The sequence below is a fragment of the Acidovorax sp. MR-S7 genome, from assembly GCF_000400995.2.
In the GTDB taxonomy this organism is placed as follows: domain Bacteria; phylum Pseudomonadota; class Gammaproteobacteria; order Burkholderiales; family Burkholderiaceae_C; genus MR-S7.
In genome coordinates this window covers 17,297-44,035 of record NZ_DF238987.1, presented here as the reverse complement: position 1 = coordinate 44,035, position 26,739 = coordinate 17,297, and the positions used below count along the sequence as shown (strand labels likewise).

Annotated in this window: 27 protein-coding genes; 15 read left to right on the top strand and 12 right to left on the bottom strand. The window is 69.4% G+C overall.

Annotated elements, in window-relative coordinates:
* The first annotated feature begins 22 nt into the window (after nucleotides 1-22).
* Genes AVS7_RS20650 through AVS7_RS20635 form a run of 4 tightly spaced genes read left to right on the top strand, consistent with a single transcriptional unit; the run spans nucleotide 23 to nucleotide 3,498 of the window.
* Nucleotides 23-994, top strand: coding sequence for a branched-chain amino acid ABC transporter permease (locus AVS7_RS20650; RefSeq protein WP_020229967.1), 972 nt, complete (start codon nucleotides 23-25; stop codon nucleotides 992-994).
* On the top strand, nucleotides 991-1,770 hold the full coding sequence (locus tag AVS7_RS20645) for an ABC transporter ATP-binding protein (RefSeq protein WP_020229966.1): 780 nt from the start codon (nucleotides 991-993) through the stop codon (nucleotides 1,768-1,770). The genes AVS7_RS20650 and AVS7_RS20645 overlap by 4 nt, the downstream gene beginning before the upstream one ends.
* Nucleotides 1,757-2,470, top strand: coding sequence for an ABC transporter ATP-binding protein (locus AVS7_RS20640; RefSeq protein WP_020229965.1), 714 nt, complete (start codon nucleotides 1,757-1,759; stop codon nucleotides 2,468-2,470). Before AVS7_RS20645 ends, AVS7_RS20640 begins: the two co-directional genes overlap by 14 nt.
* 2 nt (nucleotides 2,471-2,472) lie before the next feature.
* The gene (locus AVS7_RS20635) at nucleotides 2,473-3,498 is read left to right on the top strand and encodes an amidohydrolase (RefSeq protein ID WP_020229964.1); all 1,026 of its coding nucleotides are present in this window, start codon (nucleotides 2,473-2,475) and stop codon (nucleotides 3,496-3,498) included.
* Here AVS7_RS20635 and AVS7_RS20630 read toward each other — a convergent pair.
* Nucleotides 3,483-4,154, bottom strand: coding sequence for a GntR family transcriptional regulator (locus AVS7_RS20630; RefSeq protein WP_020229963.1), 672 nt, complete (start codon nucleotides 4,152-4,154; stop codon nucleotides 3,483-3,485). The two genes, AVS7_RS20635 and AVS7_RS20630, sit on opposite strands and share 16 nt — an antisense overlap.
* 67 nt (nucleotides 4,155-4,221) lie before the next feature.
* Between AVS7_RS20630 and AVS7_RS20625 the strand changes: the two genes are divergently transcribed.
* Genes AVS7_RS20625 through AVS7_RS20615 form a run of 3 tightly spaced genes read left to right on the top strand, consistent with a single transcriptional unit; the run spans nucleotide 4,222 to nucleotide 7,231 of the window.
* Nucleotides 4,222-5,424: an acyl-CoA dehydrogenase family protein gene (locus AVS7_RS20625; protein ID WP_020229962.1), complete on the top strand. Its 1,203-nt coding sequence runs from the start codon at nucleotides 4,222-4,224 to the stop codon at nucleotides 5,422-5,424.
* On the top strand, nucleotides 5,421-6,194 hold the full coding sequence (locus AVS7_RS20620; protein WP_020229961.1) for an SDR family NAD(P)-dependent oxidoreductase: 774 nt from the start codon (nucleotides 5,421-5,423) through the stop codon (nucleotides 6,192-6,194). Before AVS7_RS20625 ends, AVS7_RS20620 begins: the two co-directional genes overlap by 4 nt.
* A complete protein-coding gene (locus tag AVS7_RS20615; protein WP_020229960.1) occupies nucleotides 6,191-7,231 on the top strand; it encodes a phosphotransferase in 1,041 nt (346 codons plus the stop codon). The genes AVS7_RS20620 and AVS7_RS20615 overlap by 4 nt, the downstream gene beginning before the upstream one ends.
* Before the next feature lie 97 nt (nucleotides 7,232-7,328).
* Here AVS7_RS20615 and AVS7_RS20610 read toward each other — a convergent pair whose 3' ends face one another.
* The gene (locus AVS7_RS20610) at nucleotides 7,329-8,132 is read right to left on the bottom strand and encodes an exodeoxyribonuclease III (RefSeq protein WP_020229959.1); all 804 of its coding nucleotides are present in this window, start codon (nucleotides 8,130-8,132) and stop codon (nucleotides 7,329-7,331) included.
* 10 nt (nucleotides 8,133-8,142) lie between these two features.
* Here AVS7_RS20610 and pyrE point away from each other — a divergent pair, with 10 nt between their 5' ends.
* Nucleotides 8,143-8,829 carry an orotate phosphoribosyltransferase gene (gene pyrE, locus AVS7_RS20605; protein ID WP_020229958.1) on the top strand — a complete coding sequence of 229 codons (687 nt, stop codon included), beginning with the start codon at nucleotides 8,143-8,145 and terminating at the stop codon, nucleotides 8,827-8,829.
* A 94-nt stretch (nucleotides 8,830-8,923) separates the two neighbouring features.
* A complete protein-coding gene (locus tag AVS7_RS20600; protein ID WP_020229957.1) occupies nucleotides 8,924-9,553 on the top strand; it encodes a hypothetical protein in 630 nt (209 codons plus the stop codon).
* A 69-nt stretch (nucleotides 9,554-9,622) separates the two neighbouring features.
* Here the strand turns inward: AVS7_RS20600 and gatB are convergent, their stop codons facing one another.
* The 3 genes from gatB to gatC are packed head-to-tail and all read right to left on the bottom strand — an operon-like array spanning nucleotide 9,623 to nucleotide 12,859.
* A complete protein-coding gene (gene gatB, locus AVS7_RS20595) occupies nucleotides 9,623-11,068 on the bottom strand; it encodes an Asp-tRNA(Asn)/Glu-tRNA(Gln) amidotransferase subunit GatB (RefSeq protein WP_020229956.1) in 1,446 nt (481 codons plus the stop codon).
* Between the two features lies 1 nt (nucleotide 11,069).
* Nucleotides 11,070-12,563, bottom strand: coding sequence for an Asp-tRNA(Asn)/Glu-tRNA(Gln) amidotransferase subunit GatA (gene gatA / locus AVS7_RS20590; protein ID WP_020229955.1), 1,494 nt, complete (start codon nucleotides 12,561-12,563; stop codon nucleotides 11,070-11,072).
* Nucleotides 12,560-12,859 (bottom strand): Asp-tRNA(Asn)/Glu-tRNA(Gln) amidotransferase subunit GatC, encoded by a 300-nt coding sequence (gatC, locus tag AVS7_RS20585; RefSeq protein WP_020229954.1) that lies wholly within the window; start codon nucleotides 12,857-12,859, stop codon nucleotides 12,560-12,562. Before gatC ends, gatA begins: the two co-directional genes overlap by 4 nt.
* Before the next feature lie 205 nt (nucleotides 12,860-13,064).
* Between gatC and AVS7_RS20580 the strand changes: the two genes are divergently transcribed.
* The 4 genes from AVS7_RS20580 (at nucleotide 13,065) to mrdA (ending at nucleotide 17,818) form a co-directional block, all read left to right on the top strand.
* Nucleotides 13,065-14,108: a rod shape-determining protein gene (locus tag AVS7_RS20580; protein WP_020229953.1), complete on the top strand. Its 1,044-nt coding sequence runs from the start codon at nucleotides 13,065-13,067 to the stop codon at nucleotides 14,106-14,108.
* A gap of 176 nt (nucleotides 14,109-14,284) precedes the next feature.
* Nucleotides 14,285-15,220: a rod shape-determining protein MreC gene (mreC, locus tag AVS7_RS20575; protein ID WP_024001968.1), complete on the top strand. Its 936-nt coding sequence runs from the start codon at nucleotides 14,285-14,287 to the stop codon at nucleotides 15,218-15,220.
* Nucleotides 15,217-15,735: a rod shape-determining protein MreD gene (gene mreD / locus AVS7_RS20570; protein WP_020229951.1), complete on the top strand. Its 519-nt coding sequence runs from the start codon at nucleotides 15,217-15,219 to the stop codon at nucleotides 15,733-15,735. Before mreC ends, mreD begins: the two co-directional genes overlap by 4 nt.
* A 142-nt stretch (nucleotides 15,736-15,877) precedes the next feature.
* A complete protein-coding gene (mrdA, locus tag AVS7_RS20565; protein WP_020229950.1) occupies nucleotides 15,878-17,818 on the top strand; it encodes a penicillin-binding protein 2 in 1,941 nt (646 codons plus the stop codon).
* Here mrdA and AVS7_RS20560 read toward each other — a convergent pair.
* The 6 genes from AVS7_RS20560 to AVS7_RS20535 form a co-directional block, all read right to left on the bottom strand.
* Nucleotides 17,805-18,698 carry a DMT family transporter gene (locus AVS7_RS20560; protein WP_020229949.1) on the bottom strand — a complete coding sequence of 298 codons (894 nt, stop codon included), beginning with the start codon at nucleotides 18,696-18,698 and terminating at the stop codon, nucleotides 17,805-17,807. The two genes, mrdA and AVS7_RS20560, sit on opposite strands and share 14 nt — an antisense overlap.
* A 120-nt stretch (nucleotides 18,699-18,818) precedes the next feature.
* Nucleotides 18,819-19,571, bottom strand: coding sequence for an amino acid ABC transporter ATP-binding protein (locus AVS7_RS20555; protein ID WP_020229948.1), 753 nt, complete (start codon nucleotides 19,569-19,571; stop codon nucleotides 18,819-18,821).
* On the bottom strand, nucleotides 19,568-20,350 hold the full coding sequence (locus AVS7_RS20550) for an amino acid ABC transporter permease (protein ID WP_024001967.1): 783 nt from the start codon (nucleotides 20,348-20,350) through the stop codon (nucleotides 19,568-19,570). The genes AVS7_RS20555 and AVS7_RS20550 overlap by 4 nt, the downstream gene beginning before the upstream one ends.
* Before the next feature lie 49 nt (nucleotides 20,351-20,399).
* The gene (locus AVS7_RS20545; RefSeq protein WP_020229946.1) at nucleotides 20,400-21,164 is read right to left on the bottom strand and encodes an ABC transporter substrate-binding protein; all 765 of its coding nucleotides are present in this window, start codon (nucleotides 21,162-21,164) and stop codon (nucleotides 20,400-20,402) included.
* A gap of 164 nt (nucleotides 21,165-21,328) precedes the next feature.
* Nucleotides 21,329-22,240 carry an arginase gene (gene rocF / locus AVS7_RS20540; protein WP_020229945.1) on the bottom strand — a complete coding sequence of 304 codons (912 nt, stop codon included), beginning with the start codon at nucleotides 22,238-22,240 and terminating at the stop codon, nucleotides 21,329-21,331.
* 59 nt (nucleotides 22,241-22,299) lie between these two features.
* Complete coding sequence (locus tag AVS7_RS20535) at nucleotides 22,300-23,058, bottom strand: TSUP family transporter (RefSeq protein ID WP_020229944.1); 759 nt, start codon at nucleotides 23,056-23,058, stop codon at nucleotides 22,300-22,302.
* Nucleotides 23,059-23,392: 334 nt separating this feature from the next.
* On the opposite strand from AVS7_RS20535, the gene AVS7_RS20530 reads away from it, so the two are divergent.
* Nucleotides 23,393-24,724 carry an ammonium transporter gene (locus AVS7_RS20530; RefSeq protein ID WP_020229943.1) on the top strand — a complete coding sequence of 444 codons (1,332 nt, stop codon included), beginning with the start codon at nucleotides 23,393-23,395 and terminating at the stop codon, nucleotides 24,722-24,724.
* A 9-nt stretch (nucleotides 24,725-24,733) separates the two neighbouring features.
* The gene (locus AVS7_RS20525) at nucleotides 24,734-25,024 is read left to right on the top strand and encodes a hypothetical protein (protein WP_020229942.1); all 291 of its coding nucleotides are present in this window, start codon (nucleotides 24,734-24,736) and stop codon (nucleotides 25,022-25,024) included.
* 7 nt (nucleotides 25,025-25,031) lie between these two features.
* On the opposite strand, the gene AVS7_RS20520 is transcribed toward AVS7_RS20525, so the two are convergent.
* Nucleotides 25,032-26,702, bottom strand: a complete 1,671-nt coding sequence (locus tag AVS7_RS20520) for a GMC family oxidoreductase (protein WP_020229941.1) — start codon at nucleotides 26,700-26,702, stop codon at nucleotides 25,032-25,034.
* Nucleotides 26,703-26,739: the final 37 nt, after the last annotated feature.

Genomic DNA, 26,739 nt, shown 5'->3' with positions numbered 1-26,739 from the left:
TGCCTCTTCCACTGCCCCGACCATGAAGCCTCGCGCCCCCGACCCCGGCGCCGGACACCCGCAGGCGCACTGGCGCCGCTGGCTGCCCGGCCTGCTGGTTCTGTTCGCCCTGCCACTGTTCACCAGCAGCCCGTTCTACATGCACCTGGCGGTATTGGTCTGCCTGAACATCATCTTGGTCAACGGGCTGTCGCTGCTCAGCCGCACCGGGCAGCTGTCGTTCTGCCACGCCGCATTCATGGGGATGGGCGCCTATGCCTCGGTGATGGCCACCACCCAGTGGCATGCGCCGTTCCTGCTGTCGGTCGCGCTCGGCGTGGCCGTCGCCGCTGCGGTGGCCTACCTGCTCGGTTCGGTGATCCTTCGCCTGCAGGGCGTGTACTTCGTTCTCGTGACTTTCTGCTTTGGCGAGCTGTTCCGGCTGATCCTGCTGGAGGGCGGCAGCCATACAGGCGGGGCGAACGGCATCGCCAATATTCCGCCTGCGTCCATGTTCGGCTTCGCGTTCGACACCAAGACCTCGTTCTACGTGCTGGCGGCGGTCTGCGCCTTCGCCTCCATCGTGCTGCTGATCGCGCTGTTCCGCACGCCCCAGGGCACGGCGCTGGACTCCGTGGGCGACAACCAGGAGCTGGCCGAGGCCAGCGGCATCGGCATCCAGCGCACGCAGATGTTCGCGTTCGTGCTGGGCTCGGCCATGGCCGGGTTCGCGGGCGCGCTGCTGGCGCACTACCTGGGCTTCGTCTCGCCCGAGTCGTTCAACCAGCACATTTCCGTGGCGGCCATCGTCATGCTGGTGATCGGCGGCCGCGCGTCGGTGCTGGGGCCGATCCTGGGCGCGCTCATCATGACGCCGCTGCCCGAGCTGTTCCGCAGCGCGATCGAGACGCAGAACATCCTCTACGGCATCACGCTGATCCTGGTGCTCAAGTTCCTGCCGGGTGGCCTGGTGGGGATCGCCACGAAGCTCCGAGGGAAGGGGGGCAAGGCATGACCGCACTGCTCAAGGTGGATGGCCTGTCCCGCTATTTCGGCGGCCTGGCTGCCGTCAAGGATCTGAGTTTCGAGCTCAACGCGGGCGAGATCGTCGGCCTGATCGGCCCCAACGGCGCGGGCAAGAGCACCGCCTTCAACGTGATCAGCGGCTCGCTGCCGCCCTCGGCCGGCAACATCCAGTTCGCGGGCCAGCAGATCGAGGGCATGAAACCGAGCCAGGTGGTGCGCCACGGACTGGCGCGCACCTTCCAGTCGGCCACGGTGTACCCCACCGCCACGGTGCAGGAGAACCTGTACCGGGGCGCGCTGGCGCGTTTCGACGTGCCCGTGTGGGCGCAGATCGCGCAGACCGCACGCTACCGCAACGCCCTGCGCAAGGTGCGCGAGGAAGTGGACGAGGTGCTGGAGATCACGGGCCTGGCGCCCTACCGCAACGAAGTGGCCGGGGGGCTGGCCTACGGCCACCAGAAGCGCATCGGCGTCGCCATCGGCCTGGCGACGCGGCCGCGGCTGCTGCTGCTCGACGAGCCCGCCGCGGGTCTCAACCCCGAGGAATGCGCCGAGTTCGGCGGCCTGCTCAAGACGCTGCGCGACCGGCACGAGATCTCGCTGTTGTTCGTGGAGCACCACATGGCGCTCGTCATGAACACCTGCGAGAAGATCATCGTGCTCGTGCAGGGACAGAAGATCGCGCAAGGCACGCCCGACGAGGTGCGCAACAACCCCGCGGTGATCGAAGCCTATCTGGGAGTGGACGAAGATGCCCACGGTTGAAGTCAAGGATGTCGTTGTCCACTACGGGCTGGTGGAGGCGCTGCACGGCATCGGCTTCACGGTGCCGGCCGGCCGGATCGTGGCGCTCGTCGGCTCCAACGGCGCGGGCAAGAGCACCACGCTCAAGGCGCTGATGGGCCTGAAGAAAGTCTCGGCCGGCAGCATCCACCTGGACGGGCAGCGCATCGAGGCCACCGGCCCGGCGCAGCGGGTCTCGATGGGGCTGGCGCTGTCTCCCGAAGGGCGCCGGCTGTTTCCGCGCATGACCGTCTGGGAGAACCTCATGGTGGGCGCGCACACCGTCGGCTCGGCGGCGGTGCGCAACCGCTCGCTGGAGCAGGTCTACGCGCTGTTCCCGCGCGTGCAGGAGCGCCGCAACCAGCTCGCGGGCTCGCTCTCCGGCGGTGAGCAGCAGATGGTGGCCATCGGCCGCGCGCTGATGTCGCATCCGCAGATCCTCATGCTCGATGAGCCCTCGCTGGGCATCGCGCCCAAGATCGTGTCCGAGATCGCGCAGGCCATCGTGCGCCTGAACCGGGAGACCGGCATCTCGGTGATCCTGGTGGAGCAGAACGCGCGCCTCGCCCTCAAGATGGCGCACCATGCCTACGTGTTCGAGCAGGGCACGGTAATCCGCTCGGGCTCCGGCCAGGAACTGCTGCAGGACGCATTCGTACAAAAAGCCTTTCTCGGAATCTGAGCATGAGCACCCTTCCCGTCGTCCCCCGCGCCGAAGTCCGTCCGCAATGGCTCGCACGGCACCACGAGGCGCCGCTGGAGCCGGAGCTGCCCATCGTCGACCCGCATCACCACCTGTCCGACACCCTGTGGGGCGGCTACATGCAGGACGACCTGCTCGCCGATCTGGGTTCGGGGCACCGCATCCAGTCCACGGTCTTCATCCAGGTGGGCTTCGGCTACCGCACGGACGGCCCCGAGCACCTGCGCCCGGTGGGCGAGACGGAGCGTGTCGTGGCCATCGCCGCCAGCGCCAACGCCGCGCAGGCGGGCACGCGGGTCTGCGAGGGCATCGTGGGCTTCGCGGATTTCACGCTGGGCGCACGCGTCGAGGAAACCCTGACCGCGCACCTGCAGGCCGCAGCGGGGCGCTTTCGCGGCATCCGCTGCCACGCGGCCGCACATACGCAGTTCCAGTACGGCGTGATGCACTCTCCGCCGCTGCACCTCTACATGGATCCGAAGTTCCGCGAGGGCTATGCCACGCTCGCGCGCTTCGGGCTCACGTTCGACTCCTGGGCCTATCACACCCAGCTCGACGAACTCCATGACCTGGCGTGCGCCTTTCCCGACATCCCTGTGGTGATCGACCACATTGGCGTGCCCCTGGGCGTGGGCCCCTATGCGGGGCAGCGGGATGCCGTCTTTGCCGAATGGAAACGGTTGCTGCAGAAGTTCGCCCAGTTGCCCAACGTCTGCATCAAGCTCGGCGGCCTGGGCATGAGCGTGTTCGGCTTTGGATTCCACCAGGCGGACAGGCCGCCCACTTCCGCGGAGCTGGCGCAGGCCTGGGGCCCCTACATCCTCACCTGCATCGAAATCTTCGGACCGTCGCGCTGCATGTTCGAGAGCAACTTCCCCGTGGACAAGGGCACGTGCAGCTACCAGGTGCTGTGGAACACCTTCAAGCGGATCACCGCGGGCATGTCGGAGGACGAGAAGCGGCAGCTCTACCGCGATACCGCGGCGCGGTTCTATCGCCTCGCCTGAGCCCGGTCGGGGGAGAGGGCCGCCTCGATCGCCTCGCGCACGTTGCGCACGTGCGCCATGCCCGCAGCGTCCGCAGCGTCCTCGTCGCCCTGGATGACGGCCTCGCCCATCGCCCGGTAGTCGCGCATGCGGATGCGCTGCAGCGCCGCCGGCCGGTGCTGGGCGTAGACGATGGGCATGTGGATGGTCGGCAGCAGGCGGCGCAACTCGCGGCTGGCGCTGGTGTCCAGCAGGGCGCGGTAGAAGGCGCGCCGGGCGTGGGCGAAGGCGTCGGGATCCTGCGCGCCGTCGGCAGTGTGGAGCTGGGCCAGCGCCTGCTCGACGGCCGCGCCGGAGGCGCCGGCTGCGATGCGGCGTGCGGCGCTGCGCGCGAGCAGGCCGGTCATGCGCTCGGCCACGTCGAGCACTTCCAGGGTTTCCTGCGGCGACAGCGCGCGGATGGCCGCGCCCTTGTTGCGGTGCAGATCCGCCAGCCCCTGGGCGGCCAGGCGCTGCAGCGCCTCGCGCACGGAGTTGCGGCTCACGCCGAACTGCGCGGCCAGGTCCACCTCCACGAGCCGCTGGCCGGGCACGAACTTCTGCAGCGCCAATCCCTGCACGATGCCGTGGAACACCGCGTCGGCGGCGGAGGTGGGTGTATCGGTTTCGTCGGTCATGGGTATTGCCATCAATATTGCTCAACAATATGATGGGGCAATTATCGCCGATCAGGAGATCTTTTCCATGGACTTTTCCCTTTCGCCCGAGTTGGTCGCGTTGCGCGACAAAGTGCGCCGGTTCATCGCCGAGCAGGTCATTCCGCTCGAGAACGACCCGCGCCAGTCCCACCATGGCCCCGACGAGCCGCTGCGCCGCGAGCTGGTGGCGCGCGCCAGGGCGGCGGGCCTGCTCACGCCCCACGCCTCGCGCGAGATGGGCGGCATGGGCCTCACGCACGTGGAGAAGGCCATGGTATTCGAGGAAGCGGGCTATTCGCGCCTGGGCCCAACGGCCCTCAACATCCACGCACCCGACGAGGGCAACATCCACCTGATGGAGGAGGTGGCCACGCCCGCGCAAAAGGAGCGCTGGCTGCGCCCGCAGGTGGAGGGCGCGCTGCGCTCGTGCTTCGCGATGACCGAGCCCTCCCCCGGCGCAGGCGCGGACCCATCGATGCTGCAGACCACGGCGGTGCGCGACGGCGACGACTACGTCATCAACGGCCGCAAGTGGTTCATCACCGGTGCCGACGGGGCCGACTACGCCATCATCATGGCGCGCATGGAGGACGGTTCGGCCACCATGTTCCTGTCGGACATGGACCGCCCCGGCATCACGCTGGAGCGCAACATGGACGCGATGGACTCCTGCTTCACCGGCGGCCACGGCGTGCTGCACTTCGAGAACCTGCGCGTGCCCACCGCCGATGTGCTGGGCGAGATCGGCAAGGGCTTCCGCTACGCGCAGGTGCGCCTGGCGCCCGCGCGGCTCACGCACTGCATGCGCTGGCTGGGCCAGGCGCGCCGCGCGCACGACACGGCATTGAACTACGTGCGCAAGCGCCACGCCTTCGGCAAGCCGCTGGTGGAGCACGAGGGCGTGGGCTTCATGCTGGCCGACAACGACATGGACCTGCACACCGCGCGCCTGCACATCTGGCACACGGCCTGGCTGCTGGACCAGGGCGAGAAGTGCAACTTCGAGTCGAGCCGCGCCAAGGTCGTCTGCTCCGAGGCCGAGTGGCGCGTGGTGGACCGCAGCGTGCAGATGCTCGGCGGCCAGGGCGTGACGGGCGAGACGCCGGTGATGCGCATCTTCACCGACATGCGTGCCTTCCGCATCTACGACGGCCCGAGCGAGGTGCACCGCTGGAGCATGGCGCGCAAGCTCGCCCACCTGGCCGAAAAGGCCGAGGCCGAACTGCTGCGCGAAGGGGGTGCCGCATGAAGGGCACGATCGACCGATTCGGCCTGCAAGGCAAGCTGGTGCTGGTGACCGGCGCCTCCAGCGGCCTGGGCACGCACTTCGCCCAGGTGCTGGCCGCCGCCGGCGCGCGCGTGGCCCTGGCCGCGCGCCGCGTGGACAAGCTGCAGGGCGTGGTGGAGGCCATCGCCGCGCAGGGCGGCGAAGCCCGCGCGTTTTCCCTCGACGTGACCGACAACGCCAGCGTGCGCGCCTGCCTCGACGCCGTGGGCGCCTGGGGTGTGCCCGACGTGGTGGTCAACAACGCGGGCGTGACGGTGACGCGCCCCGTGCTGGAGCAGACCGAGGAAGACTTCGACCACGTGCTCGGCACCAACCTCAAGGGCAACTGGCTCGTGGCCACCGAGGCCGCGCGCCGCATGGTGGCGGCGGGCAAGGGCGGCGCGATCGTCAACGTGGCCTCCATCCTGGGCGAGCGCGTGACGGGCGGCGTGGCGCCTTACGCCATCTCCAAGGCGGGCGTGATCCAGGCCACCAAGGCCCTGGCGCTGGAGCTGGCGCGCCACGGCATCCGCGTGAACGCGCTGCTGCCCGGCTACGTGGTGACCGACCTGAACCGCGACTTCCTCACCAGCCCCGCGGGCGACAAGCTGCGCGCGCGCATCCCCAGCCGCCGCTTCGGCGAAGTGGCCGACCTGGACGGCCCGCTGCTGCTGCTGGCCTCCGACGCGGGCGCGGCCATGTCGGGCGCCACGCTGGCCGTCGACGGCGCGCACCTGGTGAGTTCGCTATGAGCGGCCCCGCGAATCCCCTGCCGGTGGAAGCGCTCGGCGACTACCTGCGCGCCCAGGGCCTGGCGGGCAGCGCGCCGCTGGAGGTGCGCGTGCTCGCGGGCGGCCAGTCCAACCCCACCTACCGCATCACGGCGGGCGAAGGGCGCGACTACGTGCTGCGCAAGAAGCCGCCGGGAACGCTCATCGCCTCGGCCCACGCCATCGACCGCGAATACCGCGTGATGAAGGCGCTGGCCGATACCGATGTGCCCGTGCCGCGCATGCTCCACTACTGCGAGGGCAGCGAGCTGCTGGGCACGCCGTTCTACGTGATGGAATTCCTCCAGGGCCGCGTGCTCATGGACCAGTCGCTGCCCGGCATGCATCCCGACGAGCGCCGCGCCATCTACCGCGAGATGAACCGCGTGATCGCCGCGCTGCATGCCGTTCATTACCGCGCCGTGGGCCTGGGCGACTACGGCAAGGAGGGCAACTACGTGGGCCGCCAGATCGCCCGCTGGTCGCGCCAGTGCCGCGAATCCACGCTGCCGATGAATGACGCCATGCACCGCCTCATGGACTGGCTGCCCGAGCACCTGCCCGCGGGCGACGAGACCACGCTGGTGCACGGCGACTACCGGCTGGACAACCTCGTCTTCCACCCCACCGAGCCGCGCGTCATCGGCGTGCTGGACTGGGAGCTGTCGACCCTCGGCCACCCGCTGGCCGACCTGTCCTACCAGTGCATGGCCTGGCGCATCCCGCCCAGCCTGTGGCGTGGCATCGGCGGGCTGGACCTGGCCGCGCTGGGCATTCCGCAGGAGGCAGAGTACATCGCCTGGTACGGCGACGCCACCGGCCGTGATGCGGCAGGCGATTGGGACTTCTACATCGCCTACAACCTGTTCCGCATGGCGGCCATCCTGCACGGCATCGCCCAGCGCGCGTTTGATGGCAATGCGGCTGCGGAGGACGCGCAGGAGACGGGGGCCAAGGCCGGTCCGCTGGCTGAGCTGGGCTGGGAGAGCGCGCAGCGCCACATGGCGGCGCGCGGGTGAGCTATCGAATCAGGAGCTGCTTGCGCTTGTAGCAGGCTGTTTTCCGTATCAAATGATAGGGAAATCGGCAAATACCAAGCGCAAGCAGCTCCTGAATTCAGAGCGCCAGCTCATAGCCCACCGTGATGGGCGCATGGTCGCTGAACTTCTGTGCGCGGTAGATTTCCTCGGTGCGCGCCAGCCGCGCGAGGGCCGGCGTGGCCAGGTGGTAGTCCAGCCGCCAGCCCACGTTGTTCGCATAGGCCTGGCCGCGGTTGCTCCACCATGTGTAGCAGGCATCCGTGGTGTCGGGCTGCAGCAGGCGGTACACGTCCACGAGGCCGCCGCCTTCGTCAGTCGTGTGCAACAGCTTTGTCATCCACGCACGTTCCTCGGGCAGAAAGCCGCTGTTCTTCTGGTTGCTGCGCCAGTTCTTCAGGTCGGCCTGCTGGTGGGCGATGTTGATGTCGCCGCATAGGATGAACTCGCGCTCGGCCTTCAGCCGCATCAGGTGCGGGTGGAAGTTGGCCAAGAAGCGGTACTTGGCCAACTGCCGCTCCTCGCCTGAGGAGCCGCTCGGAAAATACGCGCTGATGATCGACATCTTGCGCGCGGGCGTGTCGAAGCGCAGCTCCACGTACCGGCCTTCGGGGTCGAATTCGTTGCAGCCGTAGCCCACCACCACGTCGCTCGGCGCGTGGCGCGTGTAGATGCCCACGCCCGAATAGCCCTTCTTGGCCGCGAAGTGGAAGTGGCCCTTCAGGCCCGCGAGCTCCTCGAAGCGGCCCTGCACGTCGCCCGCCTGGGCCTTGATCTCCTGCACGCAAATACAATCCGGGCGGTTCTGGGCGATCCACGCCTCCACGCCCTTGGACGTGGCCGAGCGGATGCCGTTGAGGTTGAGACTGGTTAATTTGAACAAGGAAGAAGTCATGGTGGAGCGGCAGGGCCAGGATCTGGCACAGGAGTTCGTGCGGTTCGCGGTGGAGGCGGGCGTGCTGCGATTTGGCGAGTTCAAGACCAAGGCAGGCCGCATGAGCCCGTATTTCTTCAACGCCGGCCTGTTCGACGACGGCGCCAAGATGGGCCGCCTCGCGCAATTCTATGCACAGGCCCTGGTGGCCAGCGGCATCGAGTTCGACATGCTCTTCGGCCCCGCCTACAAGGGCATCCCGCTGGGCGCCACCGTGGCCGTGGAGCTGGCGCGCCTGGGCCGCAACGTGCCCTTCGCCTACAACCGCAAGGAAGCCAAGGACCACGGCGAGGGCGGCACGCTGGTCGGCGCGCCCCTCCAGGGCCGCGTGCTCATCATTGACGACGTGATGAGCGCCGGCACCGCCGCGCGCGAATCCATCGCCCTGATCCGCGCCGCGGGCGCCACGCCGCACGCCATCGCCATCGCGCTCGACCGCCAGGAAAAGGCCACCGAGAACGGGCGTGACGTGGATCACAGCGCCGTGCAGTATGTGCGGCGCGAGCTGGGCATGCAGGTCTGCGCTATCGCCAAACTGGCAGACTTATTGCAATATCTATCGGCAAGCGGTGGCGATGCACAAATGCACGACCACCACGAACGGGTGCTGGCCTACCGCCAGCGCTACGGCGTCAACGACGAATAGCGGCAGCGCGGGGGGCAGGGACTTGAAAGCAGGTGCAGCAGGGCGGATCGGCAGGTGCGGCGCGGCGGTGCTTTGCGCGCTGGCGGCGTCGGGTATGGCGCCCGTGTGGGCGCAGCAGGACAAGCCCGCGCAGGAGGTCTACACCTGCATCGACAAGAGTGGCCGCCGCATCACGGCCGACCGTCCCATCGCCGACTGCATCGACCGCGAGCAGCGCATCCTGGACCACACCGGCGCCGAGCGCCGCCGCATCGGCCCCACGCTCACCGAGCATGAGCGCGCCGCCCAGGAGGTGCAGCGCCGCAAGGAGGCCGAGCAGCGCGCCCGCATCGCCGAGGAGCGCCGCCGCGAGCGCGTGCTGCTGGCCCGCTACCCCGACGAGGCCACGCACCGCGAGGAGCGCCTGAACGCCCTCGCGCAGGTGGACGAAGTGGTCGCCGTGGCGCACAAGCGCATCGCCGACCTGCGCGGCGAGCGCAAGCGCATCGACGTGGAGCTGGAGTTCTACCGCCGCGACCCCGCCAAGGCCCCTGCGAAGCTGCAGCGCCAGATCGCCGAGAACGACGAGGCCGTAGCCGAGCAGCAGCGCTTCATCGCTGCGCAGGACCAGGAAAAGCGCCGCATTGCCCAGCGCTTCGACGCCGAGCTGGCCCAGCTGCGCCAGCTCTGGGCGGCCCAGCGCGCATCCGCCGAACAGTGGACGCCGCCACCCGGTACGCGCTGAACAGGAAAAAGGGCTCCCCCAGGGAGCCCTCTCTTTTTGATAGCTGCCAGCGCTTGGCTGGAAAGCGCTTCAGGCCAATTTGGCTTTCAACAGCTCGTTGACCTGCGCCGGATTGGCCTTGCCCTTGCTGGCCTTCATCACCTGGCCCACGAGCGCGTTGAACGCCTTGTCCTTGCCGGCCTTGTACTGCTCCACGTTCGCGGGGTTGGCGGCGATCACCTCGTCGATGATCGCCTCCAGGGCGCCCGTGTCGTTCATCTGCTTGAGGCCCTTGGCCTCGATCACCGCATCCACGTCGCTGCCCTCGCCGCTCCAGAGCGCGTCGAACACCTGCCGCGCCGCGTTGTTGCTGATCGTGCCGTCGCCGATACGGCGGATCAGCGCGGCCAGCTGCGCGCTGCCGACCTTGGCCTGCTCGATTCCGATCTCTTCGGCGTTCAGGCGGCGCGAAATTTCGCCCATCACCCAGTTCGACGCGAGCTTGGCCGCGCCGCTGGCCTTCGCCGCATCCTCGAAGTAGGCAGCCATCGCCTGGCTCTGCGTGAGCGTGGTCGCGTCGTATTCCGGCAGGCCGTACTGCTCCACGAAGCGCGCGGCCATGGCGCGCGGCAGCTCGGGCATGCGGGCCTTCACCTCGTCGATCCAGCTTGCGGCAATGCGCAGCGGCGGCAGGTCGGGATCGGGGAAGTAGCGGTAGTCGGCCGCGTCCTCCTTGGTGCGCATGGCGCGCGTCTCGCCCGTGTCGGGGTCGAACAGCACGGTGGCCTGCTGGATCGCGTGGCCGTCCTCGATCTGCTCGATTTGCCAGCGGATCTCGTAGTCGATGGCCTGCTGCATGAACTTGAACGAGTTCAGGTTCTTGATCTCGCGCCGCGTGCCCAGCGGCTGGCCCGGCTTGCGCACGGAGACGTTGGCGTCGCAGCGGAACGAGCCCTCCTGCATGTTGCCGTCGCAGATGCCGATCCACGTCACGATCTTGTGCAGCTCGCGCGCGTAGGCCACGGCTTCTTCCGTGCCGCGCATGTCGGGCTCGGTCACGATTTCCAGCAGCGGCGTGCCCGCGCGGTTCAGGTCGATGCCCGACTGGCCGACGAAGTCCTCGTGCAGCGACTTGCCCGCGTCTTCCTCCAGGTGCGCGCGCACCAGGCGCACGGTCTTCTTCTCGTCGCCGAGGTAGAACGACACCTCGCCGCCCTGCACCACGGGGATCTCGAACTGGCTGATCTGGTAGCCCTTGGGCAGGTCGGGATAGAAGTAGTTCTTGCGCGCGAAAATGCTCTCTGGCGCAATGTGGGAGCCGAGTGCCAGTCCCAATTTGATAGCGCAGGCGACCGCCTCGCGGTTCATCACCGGCAGCGTGCCGGGCAGCGCCAGATCGACCGCGCAGGCTTGCGTGTTCGGTTCCGCGCCGAAGGCCGTGCTGGCGCGGCTGAAGATTTTCGATTGCGTGGCGAGCTGGGCGTGCGTCTCGAAGCCGATGACGACCTCGTAGCCCTGGATCAGTTTCGCGGTCATGTCAGATGCCCTCCGGTGCGCGGAGGTGGAAGTCGGTCGCCTGTTGCAGCCGGTGCGCGGCGTTGAGCAATCGGCTTTCCTGGAAGTAGTTGCCGATCAGCTGCAGCCCCACGGGCATGCCGTGCGCGCCGAAGCCCGCGGGCACGCTCATGCCGGGCAGGCCGGCCAGCGACGCGGGCAGGGTGAAGATGTCGGCCAGGTAGTCGGCGAGAGGGTCGCTGCCGTGCTCGCCGAGCTTCCAGGCCACGCTGGGGGCCACGGGGCCGGCGATCAGGTCGCAGCTCTTGAACGCCTGCTGGAAGTCGTCGGCGATCATGCGGCGGATCTTCTGCGCCTGCAGGTAGTAGGCGTCGTAGTAGCCGTGCGAGAGCACGTAGGTGCCGATCATGATGCGGCGCTTGACCTCGTCGCCAAAACCCTCGGCGCGGGTCTTCTTGTACATGTCCACGAGGTCGGTGTAGTCCTTGGCGCGGTGGCCGAACTTCACCCCGTCGAAGCGGCTGAGGTTGGACGAGGCCTCGGCAGGCGCGATGACGTAGTACACGGGGATCGACAGCTCGGTGCGCGGCAGGCTGATGGGCACCAGCTTGGCGCCGAGCTTCTCGTATTCCTTGAGCGCGCCCTCGACGGCGGCGCGCACGTCATCCTGCAGGCCTTCACCGAAGAACTCGGCGGGGATGCCGATGCGCAGGCCGTCCAGCGAATCATTGAGCTTGGCGGAAAAGTCCTCAGCGGGCACGTCCAGGCTCGTCGAATCGCGGTCGGGATCGGGGCCGCACATGGCCGAGAGCAGCAGCGCGCAGTCTTCCGCGCTGCGGCCCATCGGGCCGGCCTGGTCGAGGCTCGACGCGAACGCGATCATCCCGTAGCGGCTCGCGCGCCCGTAGGTCGGCTTGATGCCCGTGATGCCGCAGAACGACGCGGGCTGGCGGATCGAGCCGCCCGTGTCCGTGCCCGTCACGGCGGGCGCGAGGCGCGCGGCCACGGCCACGGCGCTGCCGCCCGAGGAGCCGCCGGGGATGCGCTCCGCGTCCCACGGGTTGCGCACCGGCGCGGGCGCGTCGAAGCCCACGGGGGCGGCGGCGGAGTTCTCGTTGGCCGAGCCCATGGCGAACTCGTCGCAGTTGAGCTTGCCGAGCGTCACGCAGCCGGCCTCGGCCAGCTTGGTGACCACCGTGGCGTCGAACGGCGAGCGGTAGCCGTCGAGCATCTTCGATCCGGCGGTGCTCGGGAAGTCGCGCGTGACGAAGATGTCCTTGTGCGCGATCGGCACGCCCGCGAGCGGCGCGGCGGTGCCGGCGGCGATCGCGGCATCCTGCGCGCGCGCCTGGGCGAGCGTGGCGCCCTCGTCGATGGCGACGTAGGCGCCCAGGTTCTGGTGCGCCTTGGCGCGGTCGAGGAAGTGCCGGGCAGCCTCGGCGGCCGAAACGCGCTTGGCGCGCAGCTCGGCGGCCAACTGGGCCACGCCCAGGTCATGCAGTGCGGTGGAACTCATTCGATCACCTTGGGCACGAGGAACAGGCCGCGTTCGACGGCGGGGGCGCTCTGCTGGTTGGCCTCGCGCTGGTTCGGCTCGCTGGCCACGTCGTCGCGCAATCGCAGGGCGATTTCCTGGATCGCGGCGACAGGGTGCGGCAGGGGTGCGATGCCGCTGGTATCCACAGCCTGCATCTTCTCGACGATGCCGAAGAAACCGTTGATCTGGGTGAGCATGCGCTCACTGTCATCGGGGCTCAGTTCCAGCCGCGCTAGATTGGCGATGCGGCCGATGTCCTGGGGTGTCAGTGCCATAGGGAAAAGGGCGAGGGAAACCGGATGTAAAGCTCCAATCCGGGCCGTGCCATGGGAAGTTATTCACAGGGGATGCGTTATTATCCCGGCTTTGCCGCAATACCCTCCCTACCGCCGGTCATTGTGCGAAAAAAGCCCACAAACACCCCCTAGATTTCCGGCGACGGCAGGCCGACGTGCATGCCGTGCCTGAGAGGATCCCTGCATGTTCGGAGCATTCCGTCGGTACTTCTCCACCGACCTGGCCATCGACCTTGGCACCGCCAACACCCTGATCTTCGCCCGTGACAAGGGCATCGTGCTCGACGAGCCTTCGGTCGTCGCCATCCGCCACGAAGGCGGCCCCCACGGCAAGAAAGTCATCCAGGCCGTCGGCCACGAGGCCAAGGCCATGCTCGGCAAGGTGCCCGGCAACATCGAGGCCATCCGCCCGATGAAGGACGGCGTGATCGCCGACTTCGTCATCACCGAGCAGATGATCAAGCAGTTCATCAAGATGGTGCACCCGCGCTCGGTGCTCACGCCCAGCCCGCGCATCATCATCTGCGTGCCCTGCGGCTCCACTCAGGTCGAGCGCCGCGCCATCAAGGATGCGGCCGAGGCGGCAGGCGCCACCGCCGTCTACCTGATCGAGGAGCCCATGGCCGCCGGCATCGGCGCGGGCCTGCCCGTGTCCGAAGCGTCCGGCTCGATGGTCGTGGACATCGGCGGCGGCACCACCGAAGTCGGCGTGATCTCGCTGGGCGGCATGGTCTACAAGGGCAGCGTGCGCGTGGGCGGCGACAAGTTCGACGAGTCCATCATCAACTACATCCGCCGCAACTACGGCATGCTGATCGGCGAGCCCACGGCCGAGTCCATCAAGAAGCACATCGGCTCGGCATTCCCCGGCTCCGAGGTCAAGGAGATGGAGGTCAAGGGCCGCAACCTCTCCGAGGGCGTGCCGCGCAGCTTCACCATCTCCAGCAATGAAGTGCTGGAGGCGCTCACCGAGCCGCTCAACCAGATCGTCTCCGCCGTCAAGAACGCGCTGGAGCAGACGCCCCCGGAATTGGGCGCCGACATCGCCGAGCGCGGCATGATGCTCACCGGCGGCGGCGCGCTGCTGCGCGACCTGGACCGCCTGCTGGCCGAGGAAACCGGCCTGCCCGTGCTCGTGGCCGAGGAGCCGCTGACCTGCGTGGTGCGCGGCTGCGGCATCGCGCTGGAGCGTATGGACCGCCAGGGCAGCATCTTCACCAGTGATTGAATATGGGCATCCCCCTGAGCGGCTGCGCCGCTTCCCCCTTCTCTCGCAGTGCTGCGCGCTGCGGGAAGTGGGACGCCGCCAGCGCGGCGGGGCGGCCCTTGCGCGGCGGCCCTCGCTTGGGGCGCGCCAGTTTCACGCGTTGCGCGTGACGCACGCGCGTGGATAGCTGATCGTATATGCCCCTGGGAACCCTGGACCGCTCGGCGCCGTCCTTTCTCCGGCAGGGGCCTTCCCCGCTCTCGCGTCTCGCCCTCTACAGCGCCCTGGCGCTGTTTTTGATGGTGGCGGACGCGCGCTTCCACGTCACCGAGCCGCTGCGCAAGGGCGTGGCCACGGTGCTGTACCCGCTGCAGTGGCTGATGCTGCAGCCGGTGGAGTTCGCCGGCCAGGGCGCGGGCTACTTCCAGTCGCTGCAGGAGGCGCAGGCCGGCACCGACGCGGCGCGCCGGCAGATGGCGCAGATGGCGGTGCGCGCGGGCGAAACCGACCAGCTCCTGCGCGAGAACGCCGAGCTGCGCCAGCTGCTCGCGCTGCGCGAACGCCTGCAGACCCCTGCCCAGGCCGCACAGGTGATCTACGACACGGCGGACCCCTACACCCGCCGCATCATGGTGGACCGCGGGCAGCTCGCCGGCGTGGAGCCCGGTTCGCCCGTGATGGACGCCTCGGGCGTGCTGGGCCAGGTCACGCGCGTCTATCCCATGCTCAGCGAGGTCACGCTGCTCATCGACCGCGACCAGGCCATCCCCGTGCTCAACCTGCGCACCGGCGCACGCAGCGTGGCCTACGGCGACCCGACGATGGGCCACGGCGGCGGCATGGAGCTGCGCTTCACCCCCGGCAACGCCGACGTGCAGGAGGGCGACCTGCTCACCACCAGCGGCGTGGACGGGTTGTACCCGCCAGGCCTGCCCGTGGCCCGCGTGATCCGCGTGGAGCGGCGCGCGGACTCCACCTTCGCCCGCATCTACTGCGCGCCGCTGGCCCAGGTCTACGGTGCGCGCCACGTGATGGTGCTGCAGCCCTTGACCGGCGAAACGGCCGAGGGGGCCAGCCTGCCGCCGCGGCCCGCGCCCGAGCCGCAGGCGCCCAAGCGCGGAGGCCGCAAATGATCATGCCCAAGGGGCAGCAGCTGCTGCTGCCCGTCAGCCCCGCCTTCATCGCGGCCAGCCTGGTGGCAGCCCTGGCGCTGAACATGCTGCCGCTGGGCCGCGTGGTGTGGACGCCCGACTGGGTGATGGTGCTGCTCGCGTTCTGGGGCATGCACCAGCCCCAGCGCGTGGGCATGGGACTGGCCTTCGCCATGGGGCTGTGCATCGACGTGCACCAGTCCGCGCTGCTGGGCCAGCATGCGCTGGTCTACTGCGCGCTCATGTTCGCCGTGCACCTGTCGAACCGGCGCCTGCTGTGGTTCGGCCCGCTGGCGCAGGCGCTGCAGCTGCTGCCGCTCTTCGCCGGCGCGCACGCGCTGGAGCTGCTGCTGCGCATGGCCGGCGGCGGCCTGCTGCCCGGGCTGGACGGCGTGGCCGCCCCGCTGCTGGAGGCGGTGATCTGGCCGCTGGCGAGCTGGCTGCTGCTCGCACCCCAGCGCCGTCCGCCCGACCAGGACGACAACCGGCCGCTATGAACCACCCCCTGAGTCGCTTCGCGCCTTCCCCCTCCAGGGGGACGACGCCGGTGGCCTGGCAAAGCCAGCTCCACGGCGTCCGCTGGCATGGCTTGCTCCGCAGCCATCGGACGGGTGAGGCTGGGCGCAGCGGGCCGGCGCAATGACCGAGCTGCACAACGTCGAGGCCGATGCGTCGCGCTTTCGCCTGCGCGTGTTCGTGGTGGGCGCGGTGGTGCTCCTGGCGTTCCTGCTCATCGTCTGGCGGCTGGTGGTGCTGCAGGTCATGCGCCACGAAGACCTGGCGGACCAGGCCGAGAGCAACCGCACGGCGGTGGTGCCCATCGTGCCCAACCGCGGGCTGATCCTGGACCGCAACGGCGTGGTGCTGGCCACCAACTACTCGGCCTACACGCTGGAGATCACGCCCTCGCGCGCGATCGACCTGGAGGCGACGGTCGACGAGCTGGCCAAGATCGTGGACATCCAGCAGCGCGACCGGCGCCGCTTCAAGCGGCTCATGGACGAGTCGCGCAGCTTCGAGTCGCTGCCCATCCGCACGCGTCTGACCGACCAGGAGGTGGCGCGCTTCGCGGCGCAGCGCTACCGCTTCCCCGGCGTGGAGATCAAGGCGCGCCTGTTCCGCAACTACCCGATGGGCGAGGTGGCCAGTCACGCCATCGGCTACATCGGCCGCATCAACCAGCGCGAGAAGGAGCGCATCGAGGACTCGGACGACGCGGCCAACTACCGCGGCACGGACTACATCGGCAAGCTCGGCGTGGAGCAGAGCTTCGAGTCCACGCTGCACGGCCACACCGGCTTCGAGCGCCTGGAGACCTCGGCTGGCGGCCACGCGGTGCGGCGCCTCAACAGCCACCCGGCCACGCCCGGCGGCACGGTCATGCTGTCGCTGGACATCAAGCTGCAAAAGCTCGTGGAGGAGATGTTCGGCGACCGGCGCGGCGCGCTGGTGGCGCTGGACCCGCGCAACGGCGAGGTGCTGGCGCTGGTCTCCAAGCCCACGTTCGACCCGAACCTGTTCGTGGACGGCATCGACCAGGAGAACTGGCAGGCGCTCAACGAGTCCATCAACAAGCCGCTGCTCAACCGCGCGCTGCGCGGCACCTACCCGCCGGGCTCCACCTACAAGCCCTTCATGGCCCTGGCCGCGCTGGAGCTGGGCAAGCGCAACCCCACGGCGGTGTTCAACGACCCCGGCTTCTTCAACTACGGCGGGCGCACCTTCCGCAGCCACGAAGGCGGGCTGGGCGGCGTGGACATGCACCGCGCCATCCAGTATTCGAGCAACACCTATTTCTATTCGCTGGCCGTCGAGATGGGCGTGGACGCCATCCACGACTTCATGAAGCCGCTGGGCTTCGGCCAGATCACCGGCATCGACCTCGGCGGCGAGCTGCGCGGCGTGCTGCCCAGCACCGAGTGGAAGCGCAATGCCTACAAGCGCCCCGAGGCCAAGCGCTGGTATTCGGGCGAAACCGTGTCGCTGGGCATCGGCCAGGGCTACAACAACTTCACCATGCTGCAGCTCGCCGTGGCCGAGGCCACGCTGGCCAACGGCGGCACGCGCCACCGCCCGCACCTCATCAAGGCGGTGAAGGACTCGGTGACCGGCGAGGTGACCGAGGTGCAGCAGCCGCCCGGCGAGAACCTGGGCTTCAAGCCGAAGAACGTGGCCATCGTGAACAACGCCCTCATGGCCGTGAACCAGGCCGGCACGGGACGGCGCGTGTTCGCGGGTGCGCCCTACACCTCGGCCGGCAAGACCGGTACCGCCCAGGCCGTGAGCCTCGGGCAGAACGTGAAGTACAACGCCCAGCTGCTGGCCGAGCACCAGCGTGACCATTCGCTGTTCGCCGCCTTCGCGCCCGTGGAGGAGCCGCGCGTGGCCGTGGCGGTGATCGTGGAGAACGCGGGCTTCGGCGCCGCCGCGGCCGCGCCCATCGTGCGCCGCGTGTTCGACTACTGGCTGCTGGGCCAGTACCCCAGCGCGGAAGACCTCGCCGCCGTCGCCAAGGGACAGGCCGGCGCGCCCATGGGCACGCCGCGCCGCGCCGAGGACGTGCCGCTCACGACGCCCTGAGCCTTGCGGGAGGCGGCGGCATCTGGCTCACCACCAGCGCCGCCACGATCAGCGCTGCGCCCGCCAGGCCCGCCACGCCCAGCCGCTCGCCGATCAGCACCCAGGCCGTGGCGGCGGCGAACACCGGCTCCAGCCCGAAGACGATGGCGCTGCGCATCGCGTCCACGCGCTGCTGGCCCCAGGCCTGCAGCGTCACCACCAGCACGCTGGCGACCACGCCCAGGTAGACCAGCGCCGCCAGCGCCGGTCCGGGCAGCGCGGCCAGCGCCTGCAGCGACGTGGCAGCGCCGCCGTGGCGCGCCAGCACCAGCGCGCCGGCGGCGGTGAACATCACCAGCGCCTGCACGGCCGCCATGCGCGTGGCGCGCAGCGGCTGCGCGGAGTTGCGGCGCGCACATTCCTCCAGTGCCAGGATGTAGACGGCGTAGAACAGCGTGCTCGCCAGCGTGAGCGTGTCGCCCAGGTTCCACGGCGCGTCCTCGTGGAACATCAGCACCATGCCCGCCAGCGCCATGCCGCAGGCCAGCCACAGCGCGCCGCCGTAGCGCCGCCCCAGCACGGCCATGGCCAGCAGCGGCACCACGAGCACGTTCAGCCCCGTGACGAAGGCGTTGCGGTTGCTGGTGGTGCGCGCCAGCCCTTCGATCTGCAGCCAGAACGCCAGGAACAGCAGCGCGCCCAGCAGCAGCCCCCAGCGCCGCTCGGCCGCGCGCAGGCCGCGCCACATCGGCGCAAGCACCAGCAGGGCGATGGCGAAGCGCGCCCAGATGATCTGCGGCGCGTCCAGGTACGCCGACAGCATCTTCATCGCGGGAAAGGTGGTGCCCCAGACGACGACCACCACCAGGAGGGCCAGCAGGCCCTGGCGTTCGGGACGCATGCGGTTGCTTGTCAAAAAAAGGAGCTGGTCGCGCTTGTTGTAAGCCGGTTTCAGTATGCTTCGATGCTGAAACCCTTGTATAGCGAGCGCGAGCAGCTATGGTTTTTGGGGGATGAGGGTTCAGGCGCCCATGCGCCCGATGAACGCGCGGATGCGGTCGTTGGCCGGGCGGGCGAAGAACTCGGCCGGCGGCGCGTCGTGCGCGATGCAGCCCTGGTCGAAGAACATCACGCGGTCGGCCACCTCGCGGGCGAAGCCCATTTCGTGCGTCACCACGATCATCGTCATGCCGCCGCGTGCCAGCTCGCGCATCACGTCCAGCACCTCCTGCACCATCTCGGGGTCGAGGGCGCTGGTGGGCTCGTCGAACAGCATCACCTTCGGCTGCATGGCGAGCGCGCGGGCGATGGCCACGCGCTGCTGCTGGCCGCCCGAGAGCTGCCAGGGGTATTTGTGCGCATGGTCCTGCATGCCCACGCGCCGCAGCAGCGCCATGGCCTTGTCGTTGGCCTCACCGCGCGGCGTGCGGCGGATGCGCCGGGGCGCGAGGGTCACGTTGTCCAGCACGCTCATGTGGCCGAACAGGTTGAACTGCTGGAACACCATGCCCACCTCGCTGCGCTGCAGTTGCAGCGTGCGCGGGTCGTCGGTCACTTCCACGCCGTCGATGGCGATGCTGCCGCTGTCGTGCGGCTCCAGGCGGTTGATGGCGCGCAGCAGCGTGCTCTTGCCCGAGCCCGAGGCGCCGATGATGACCGTGACCTCGCCCGTGCGGAACACGGTCGAGACGCCCTTGAGCACCTCGTGGCTGCCGAAGGCCTTGCGCACGTCCTGGCAGACGATGTAGGGCGTGGCGTTCGTGTCCTGCGTCATTTCACGCGCCCTTCCACGTCGAAGCGGTGCTCGATCGCGTGCGTCACCTGCGTCACCAGCGTGGTCAGGATCAGGTAGGTGATGGCCACCGTCACCAGCGTCGCCACGGGCTGGAAGGTGGCCGACTGGATGCGGTTGCCCACGTTGGTCAGCTCCACCACGCCGATGGCGTAGGCCAGCGACGAATCCTTGAGCAGCGCCACGAAGTTGCTCACCAGCGGCGGCAGCGCGATCTTGAACGCCTGGGGGAACACCACGTCGAAGAAGACATGGGTGCGGGACAGGCCCAGTGCGCGCGCCGCCTCGGTCTGCCCGCGCGGCACGGCCTGCAGGCCGGCGCGGATGGCCTCGGCGTTGTAGGCGCCCACGTTCAGGCCCAGCGCCACCACGGCGGCGGCGAAGTCGGGCAGGTTCAGCCCCGGCACCAGCACCGGCAGCGCGAAATACACGAACAGGATCTGCACCAGCAGCGGTGTGCCGCGGATGGCCCAGATGTAGAAGCTGGCCACCCAGCGCAGCCATGCCAGGCGCGAGGTGCGCGCCAGCGCCGCTGCGGTGCCCAGCACCAGGCCCACGGCGCCGCTGACCAGCGTGAGGGTGAGCGTGGTGAGCGCGCCTTCGGAGAAGAGGGCCGCGTTGGAGCCGATGGGCTCGGGGAAGAACGAGAGGAACTGGCCGAGCAGCGAGAGGACCAGGGCCATCAGCACCAGGGCCGCCACCAGGGTCGCGTTGCTGCGCTGGGAACGGCTCCAGTGTGCGGGCCAGAGAGCGAGAAGCATGGGAGAAGCGGGCAGGGCGCGCCGCGCCCGGCCGGGAGTATGAAAGAGGTTACTTACAGGTCACGTCTTCCTGGAAGTACTTCTTGGAGATCGCCGCGACGCTGCCGTCGGCGATGGCCTCCTTCAAAGCCTTGTTCCAGGCATCGGCCAGGCCCTGGTTGCCCTTGGAGACGGCGGCGGCCACCTGCTCGACGAACAGCATGTCGCCGGTGTGGAAACCTGCCTGGGGCGCCTTGGCCAGCATTTCCTTGGCCACGAAGCGGTCGGTCACCCAGGCGTCCACGCGCTTGGAAGCCAGGGCGTTGCGGGCGGCCTCGTCGGTAGGGAAGTTCTTCACGTCCTTCACGCCGGGCACCTTCTTCACGGCTTCCAGGTAGGTGGTGCCGGTCTGCACGGCCACCACCTTGCCGGCCAGGTCGCCGGCCTTGCCGATCTCGGCCTTCATGGAGACGATCTGGCCGCCCGAGCAGTAGTGCGGCAGCGTGAAGGTGACGGCCTTGGAACGCTCGTCGGTGATGGCATGCGAGGCGATCACCAGGTCCCAGCGGTCCTGCGCCAGGCCGGTGAGCAGGGCGTCGAAGCCCACGGTCTTCCACTCGTGCTTGAGGCCCATCTTCTTGACCACGGCCTCGGCCACCTCGATCTCGTAGCCCGTGAGCTGCTTGCCCTTGAAGAAGTTGAAAGGCGCGTACTGCCCCTCGGAGCCAAGGACGATGGTGCCGCTCTTGCGGATGTCCTCCAGCGGGCGCGCCTGCACGGCGACAGCGGTGCACACGGCCAGCACGGCGGCGGCCAGGGTCTTGAGCATCTGCATGAACGTGTTCCTGCGTGGGAGTGTTTTCAGGTACAAAAAATCCGGCCTTGCGGATCACAAGCCGGAAAACCGTTGCCCGCGCAAAGGGGCCCGGGTGGGGCGCGTCACGAGGCGGTCACATTATAGGGAGCCCGCCTGGGCGGCGCGCATCGCCACAAACCCTGTCACATCCGCATCAGCGTGGACTTGCCGAACAGGCTCTCCAGGAGGTCCACGGCCAGTTCGGCCGTCTGGTTGCGCACGTCCAGCGCCGGGTTCAGCTCCACCAGGTCGGCCGAGCCGAGCGCGCCGCTGTCGGCCAGCATCTCCATGCACAGCTGCGTCTCGCGGTAGGTGGGGCCGCCGCGCACGGCCGTGCCCACGCCGGGGGCCACGGAGGGGTCCAGGCAGTCCATGTCGAAGCTCACGTGCAGGTGCGTGTCCCGGTCCACGTCCTTCAGGGCAGCCTGCATCACGGCGCGCATGCCCAGCTCGTCGATGGTGCGCATGTCGAACACCTCGATGCCGTGCTCGTCCACGAAGCGCTTTTCGTTCGGGTCCACGCTGCGCACGCCGACCTGGGCGATTTCGCCCGCGTGCAGGGCCGGGCCGCTGCCGGCCAGCTGCGTGAGCGCCTGCGGGCCCTGGCCCAGCAGGCAGGCCACGGGCATGCCGTGCAGGTTGCCGCTGGGGGTGGTGTCGGGCGTGTTGGCGTCGGCATGGGCGTCGAACCAGAGCACTTTCAGCCGCTTGCCGCGCGCGCGGCAGTGCCGGGCCACGGCGCTGATGGAGCCGATCGCCAGGCAGTGGTCGCCGCCCATCAGCAGCGGCAACTCGCCGGCCTCCAGGGCAGCGTGCGTGGCGGCGAAGACCGCCTGGTTCCAGGCTACCACCTCGGCCAGGTGGCGAAATCCCTCCGAGGGCGCGTCCTGCGGATTGCCCGGGCCGGCCAGGTTGCCGATGTCGCGCACGGTAAAGCCCCGCTCGCGCAGCGCACGGGCGATGCCCGCGATGCGCAGCGCGTCCGGGCCCATGCTGGCGCCGAGCACGCTGGCGCCCACGTCGGTGGGCGCGCCGATCAAGGTCAGGGCAGGCATGGGCTTCTCCGGCAGGTGGGGTGGAACGAAAGGGGCATGCTGCACCCGCGGGCGCTTCGTCAGCGTAGGAATGCGTCGTACCCGGTCTTGAGGATCAGCAGCCCCACCACCAGGATGAAGATGCCGCGCACGAAGCCCGCCCCGTGCTTGAGCGCCAGGTGCGTGCCCAGCACGCTGCCGACCACGTTGGCCACGGCCAGCGGCAGCGCGATGTGCCACCACACGTGGCCCTTGAGCGTGAACAGGATCAGCGCCGCCAGGTTGGTGGCCAGGTTCAGCAGCTTGGCCGACACCGAGGCGTTCAGGAAGTCGTAGCCCAGCACGCGCACGAACAGGAAGACGAAGAAGCTGCCCGTGCCGGGGCCGAAGAAGCCGTCGTAGAAACCGATCAGCACCCCGATCAGGCTGGCCGCCAGGGTTTCCCGGCGCGCCGCGAAGCGTGGGGCGTGCTCGCGGCCGAGGTCCTTGCGCGCCAGGGTGTAGAGCAGCAAACCGGCCAGCACCACGGGCAGCAGCTTGCGCAGGAAGTCCGCCGAGATCAGGGTGACCACCCACGCCCCGGCGAAGGCGCCGGCGAAGCTGGCCAGCGCCGCCGGCAGCATGGCCGGCCAGCGCATCCGCACGCGGCGGCTGAACTGCCAGGCGGCCACGCCCGTGCCCCAGATGGCGGCGCTCTTGTTGGTGCCCAGCAGCGTGGCGGGCGGGGCGGCGGGGAAGGTGGCGAACAGGGCCGGCAGCAGGATCAGACCGCCTCCGCCGACGATCGCGTCCACGAAACCAGCCAGCAGCGAGGCCAGCGAGACGATGATCCATTCCATCCGCCGGATTGTCGCACCGCCCTGCAGCCCGCCCGGGGCGGTGCCGGAGGACAAAAAAAAAGCACCTGGGTCACAGGTGCCTTGGGAATTGCGAGCATCTCGACGCGGATGCTAATGATTGTGTGTTCTTGGAATTTAGGGCTGTCTCCTCGGTCCCCTCGTGTGGCGTGCCGAGGCGCGCTTCGAGTGCATGCAATGTAACCCTCGCACCCCGATGGTGCATCGGTGATTTCCCGCACCCCCTGGACAGGGCGCCCGCTCCCCGATACCTCTCGTTTTCCCGTTTGGCACAACTTGTGCGATGCGTTTCCCGACGTTACAAGGAGGGCGAGCGATGCGGTACGGATGGCATGGGGTCCTGGTGGGAGTGGCGGGCTGGGGGCTGCTGCCCTGCGCCGTGCAGGCGCAGGCCGCGGGCGCGCCCGTGCGGCCCGGCATGGTGGACGCGCAGGCGCTCAGCGCGGCCGACACGGGCTGGATGCTCACGGCCACGGCGCTAGTGCTGCTCATGACGCTGCCGGGCGTGGCGCTGTTCTACGCCGGCATGGTGCGGCGCAAGAACGTGCTCAACACCATGGCCAGCGTGGTGGCCATCGCCGCGCTGGTCAGCGTGCTGTGGTTCGCGGCGGGCTACTCGCTGGCCTTCACCCCGGACACGGCCTGGCTGGGCGGGTTCGCGCGCATGGGGTTCGACGGCCTGCAGTTCGACCTGGCGGCAGGGCGCGTGGCCGTGAGCCACGTGGCGCCGCACATCCCCGAGTCGGTCTACGCCATGTTCCAGCTCACCTTCGCCATCATCACGGCGGCGCTGGTCGTGGGCGCCTTCGTGGAGCGCATGCGCTTCGCGCCGATGCTGGTCTTCATCGGGCTGTGGTCGCTGCTGGTCTACGCACCCATCGCGCACTGGGTGTGGGAGCCGGGCGGCTGGCTGGCGCGCATGGGCGCGCTGGACTTCGCCGGCGGCGCGGTGGTGCACGTCAACGCCGGCGCGGCGGGGCTGGCCTGCGCGTGGTACCTGGGCCCCCGGCGCGGCTACGGGCGCGAGGCCTTCGAGCCCTACAACCTGGGCTTCACCATGGCGGGGGCGGCGCTGCTGTGGGTGGGCTGGTTCGGCTTCAATGCCGGCTCCGCACTGGCCGCGGACGGGCGCGCGGGCCTGGCGATGGCGGTGACGCACATCGCCGCGGCGGCCGGCGCGCTGGCCTGGATGCTGGGCGAGGCCGTGCTGCGCGGCAAGCCTTCGCTGCTGGGGCTGTGCTCCGGGCTGGTGGCGGGGCTGGTGGCCATCACGCCGGCGGCCGGCTTCGTCACGCCGCGCGCGGCGCTCGCCATCGGCGCCGTGGCCGGGCTGGCCTGCTACTGGGGCGCCACGGCCCTCAAGCGCCTGCTGGGCGCAGACGATTCGCTCGACGTCTTCGGCGTGCACGGCGTGGGCGGCATCGTGGGCTCGCTGCTCACGGGCGTGTTCGCCAGCCGCACCGTGGGCGGCGTGGAGGGCAACGTGCTCACCCAGGCCCTGAGCGTGGGCGCGGTGCTGGCCTTCAGCCTGGCGGCCTCCTTGGTGCTGCTCTGGATGGTGGACTTCGCCCTGGGCCTGCGCGTGGACGAGGAGGGCGAGGCCGCGGGACTGGACCTTTCGCAGCACCGCGAGCGCGTGGGCGGTTGAGGAGCGGACATGAACGACAGCGACAGACTGGCCATCGCCGCCCACCTGCACGTGCTGCTGCGGCGCAGGACGGGGCGGGTGACCGACACCGAATGGATGGCGGCCAACGCCGACTATGCGCAGGAGATCATCCGCTTCGCGCGCCAGCGTGCCCAGCAGGACGATGCGCCCGAGCTGGCCGAATGGGCCGCCAAGCTGGAGCGCGCCACGGCCGAGGCACTGGCCGAGGCGAGCGCGCGCAAGCCCCTGCTGGAGCGGCGGGAGGCTCCCGCGCCGCGCTACGTGGGCGGCATCCGCTAGAAGGCACTCAGCGCGGCTGCGCGCGGATCCATTCGGCCGCCTTCTCGGCCATCATCAGCGTGGGCGAGTTGGTGTTGCCGCTGGTGATGGTGGGCATGGCGCCGGCATCGATCACGCGCAGGCCCTGGATGCCGCGCACGCGCATCTGCGCGTCCAGCACGGCCATCGGGTCGTCGGCGCGGCCCATGCGGGTGGTGCCCACGGGGTGGAAGATGGTGGTGGCGATGTCGCCCGCCAGGCGGGCCAGGTCCTCGTCGCTCTGGTACTGCGGGCCGGGCTTGTATTCCTCGGGCTGGTAGGGCGCGAGCGCGGGCTGGGCCACGATGCGCCGCGTGACGCGCAGGCTGTCGGCGGCCACCTGCCGGTCCTCGGGGGTGGAGAGGTAGTTGGGCGCGATGGCGGGCGCGGCCTTGAAGTCGGCGCTCTTGATCTGCACGCTGCCCCGGCTCGTGGGGTTGAGGTTGCACACGCTGGCGGTGAACGCGGGGAAGCCGTGCAGCGGCTCGCCGAAGGCTTCGAGCGACAGCGGCTGCACGTGGTACTGGATGTTGGCGTGCGGCCGGTCCGGGTCGCTGCGCGTGAAGGCGCCGAGCTGCGAGGGCGCCATGCTCATCGGCCCGCTGCGCTTCCATGCGTATTCGAGCCCGATGCGCGCCTTGCCCAGCAGCGTGCCGGCCAGCGCGTTCAGCGTGGGCACGCCCTTGACCTTGTAGACGGCGCGGATCTGCAGGTGGTCCTGCAGGTTGGCACCCACGCCGGGCAGGTCGTGCACCACCGCGATGCCGTGGCGCTGCAGCAGCGCGCCGGGGCCGATGCCCGAGAGCTGCAGGAGCTGCGGCGAATTGACCGCGCCCGCGCTCAGGATCACCTCGCGCTGCGCGTGGGCGGTGACCATCTCCTCGCCCGTCCAGACCTGCACGCCGGTGCAGCGGCGGCTGCCGTCGGCCTGCGTCTCGATGAGCAGGCGCGAGGCCTGCGCCGAGGTCCACATCTCGAAGTTCGGCCGGCCGTAGCAGGTGGGGCGCAGGAAGGCCTTGGCGGTGTTCCAGCGCCAGCCGGCCTTCTGGTTGACCTCGAAGTAGCCCACGCCCTCGTTGTCGCCGCCGTTGAAGTCGTCGGTGGCGGGGATGCCGGCCTGCTGTGCGGCCTGGGCGAAGGCGTCCAGCACGTCCCAGCGCAGGCGCTGCTTCTCCACGCGCCACTCGCCGCCGCCGCCGGTGGTCTTGCTGCCGTGCAGGCGCTTGAAATTCTCGTTCACGCCCTCGGGGCGGTCCAGGCGCCAGTGGTCTTCGTGGCGGCGGAAGGCGGGCAGCACGTTGTCCCAGCGCCAGGCGTCGTCGCCGGTGATCTGCGCCCACTGGTCGTAGTCGCGCGCCTGGCCGCGCATGTAGATCATGCCGTTGATGCTGCTGCAGCCGCCCAGCGTCTTGCCGCGCGGGTAGCGCAGCTGGCGGCCGTTCAGGCCCGCGTCGGGCTCGGTCTGGTAGAGCCAGTCGGTGCGCGGGTTGCCGATGCAGTAGAGGTAGCCCACGGGGATGTGGATCCAGTGGTAGTCGTCCTTGCGGCCGGCCTCCACGAGCAGCACGCGGTTCCTCGCGTCGGCCGACAGGCGGTTGGCCAGCAGGGCGCCGGCCGTGCCGCCGCCGATGATGATGTAGTCGAAGGTGGTGTCGCTCATGGATAAGGGCAGCCCGCGCGGTGGAAGAAAAGAAGTG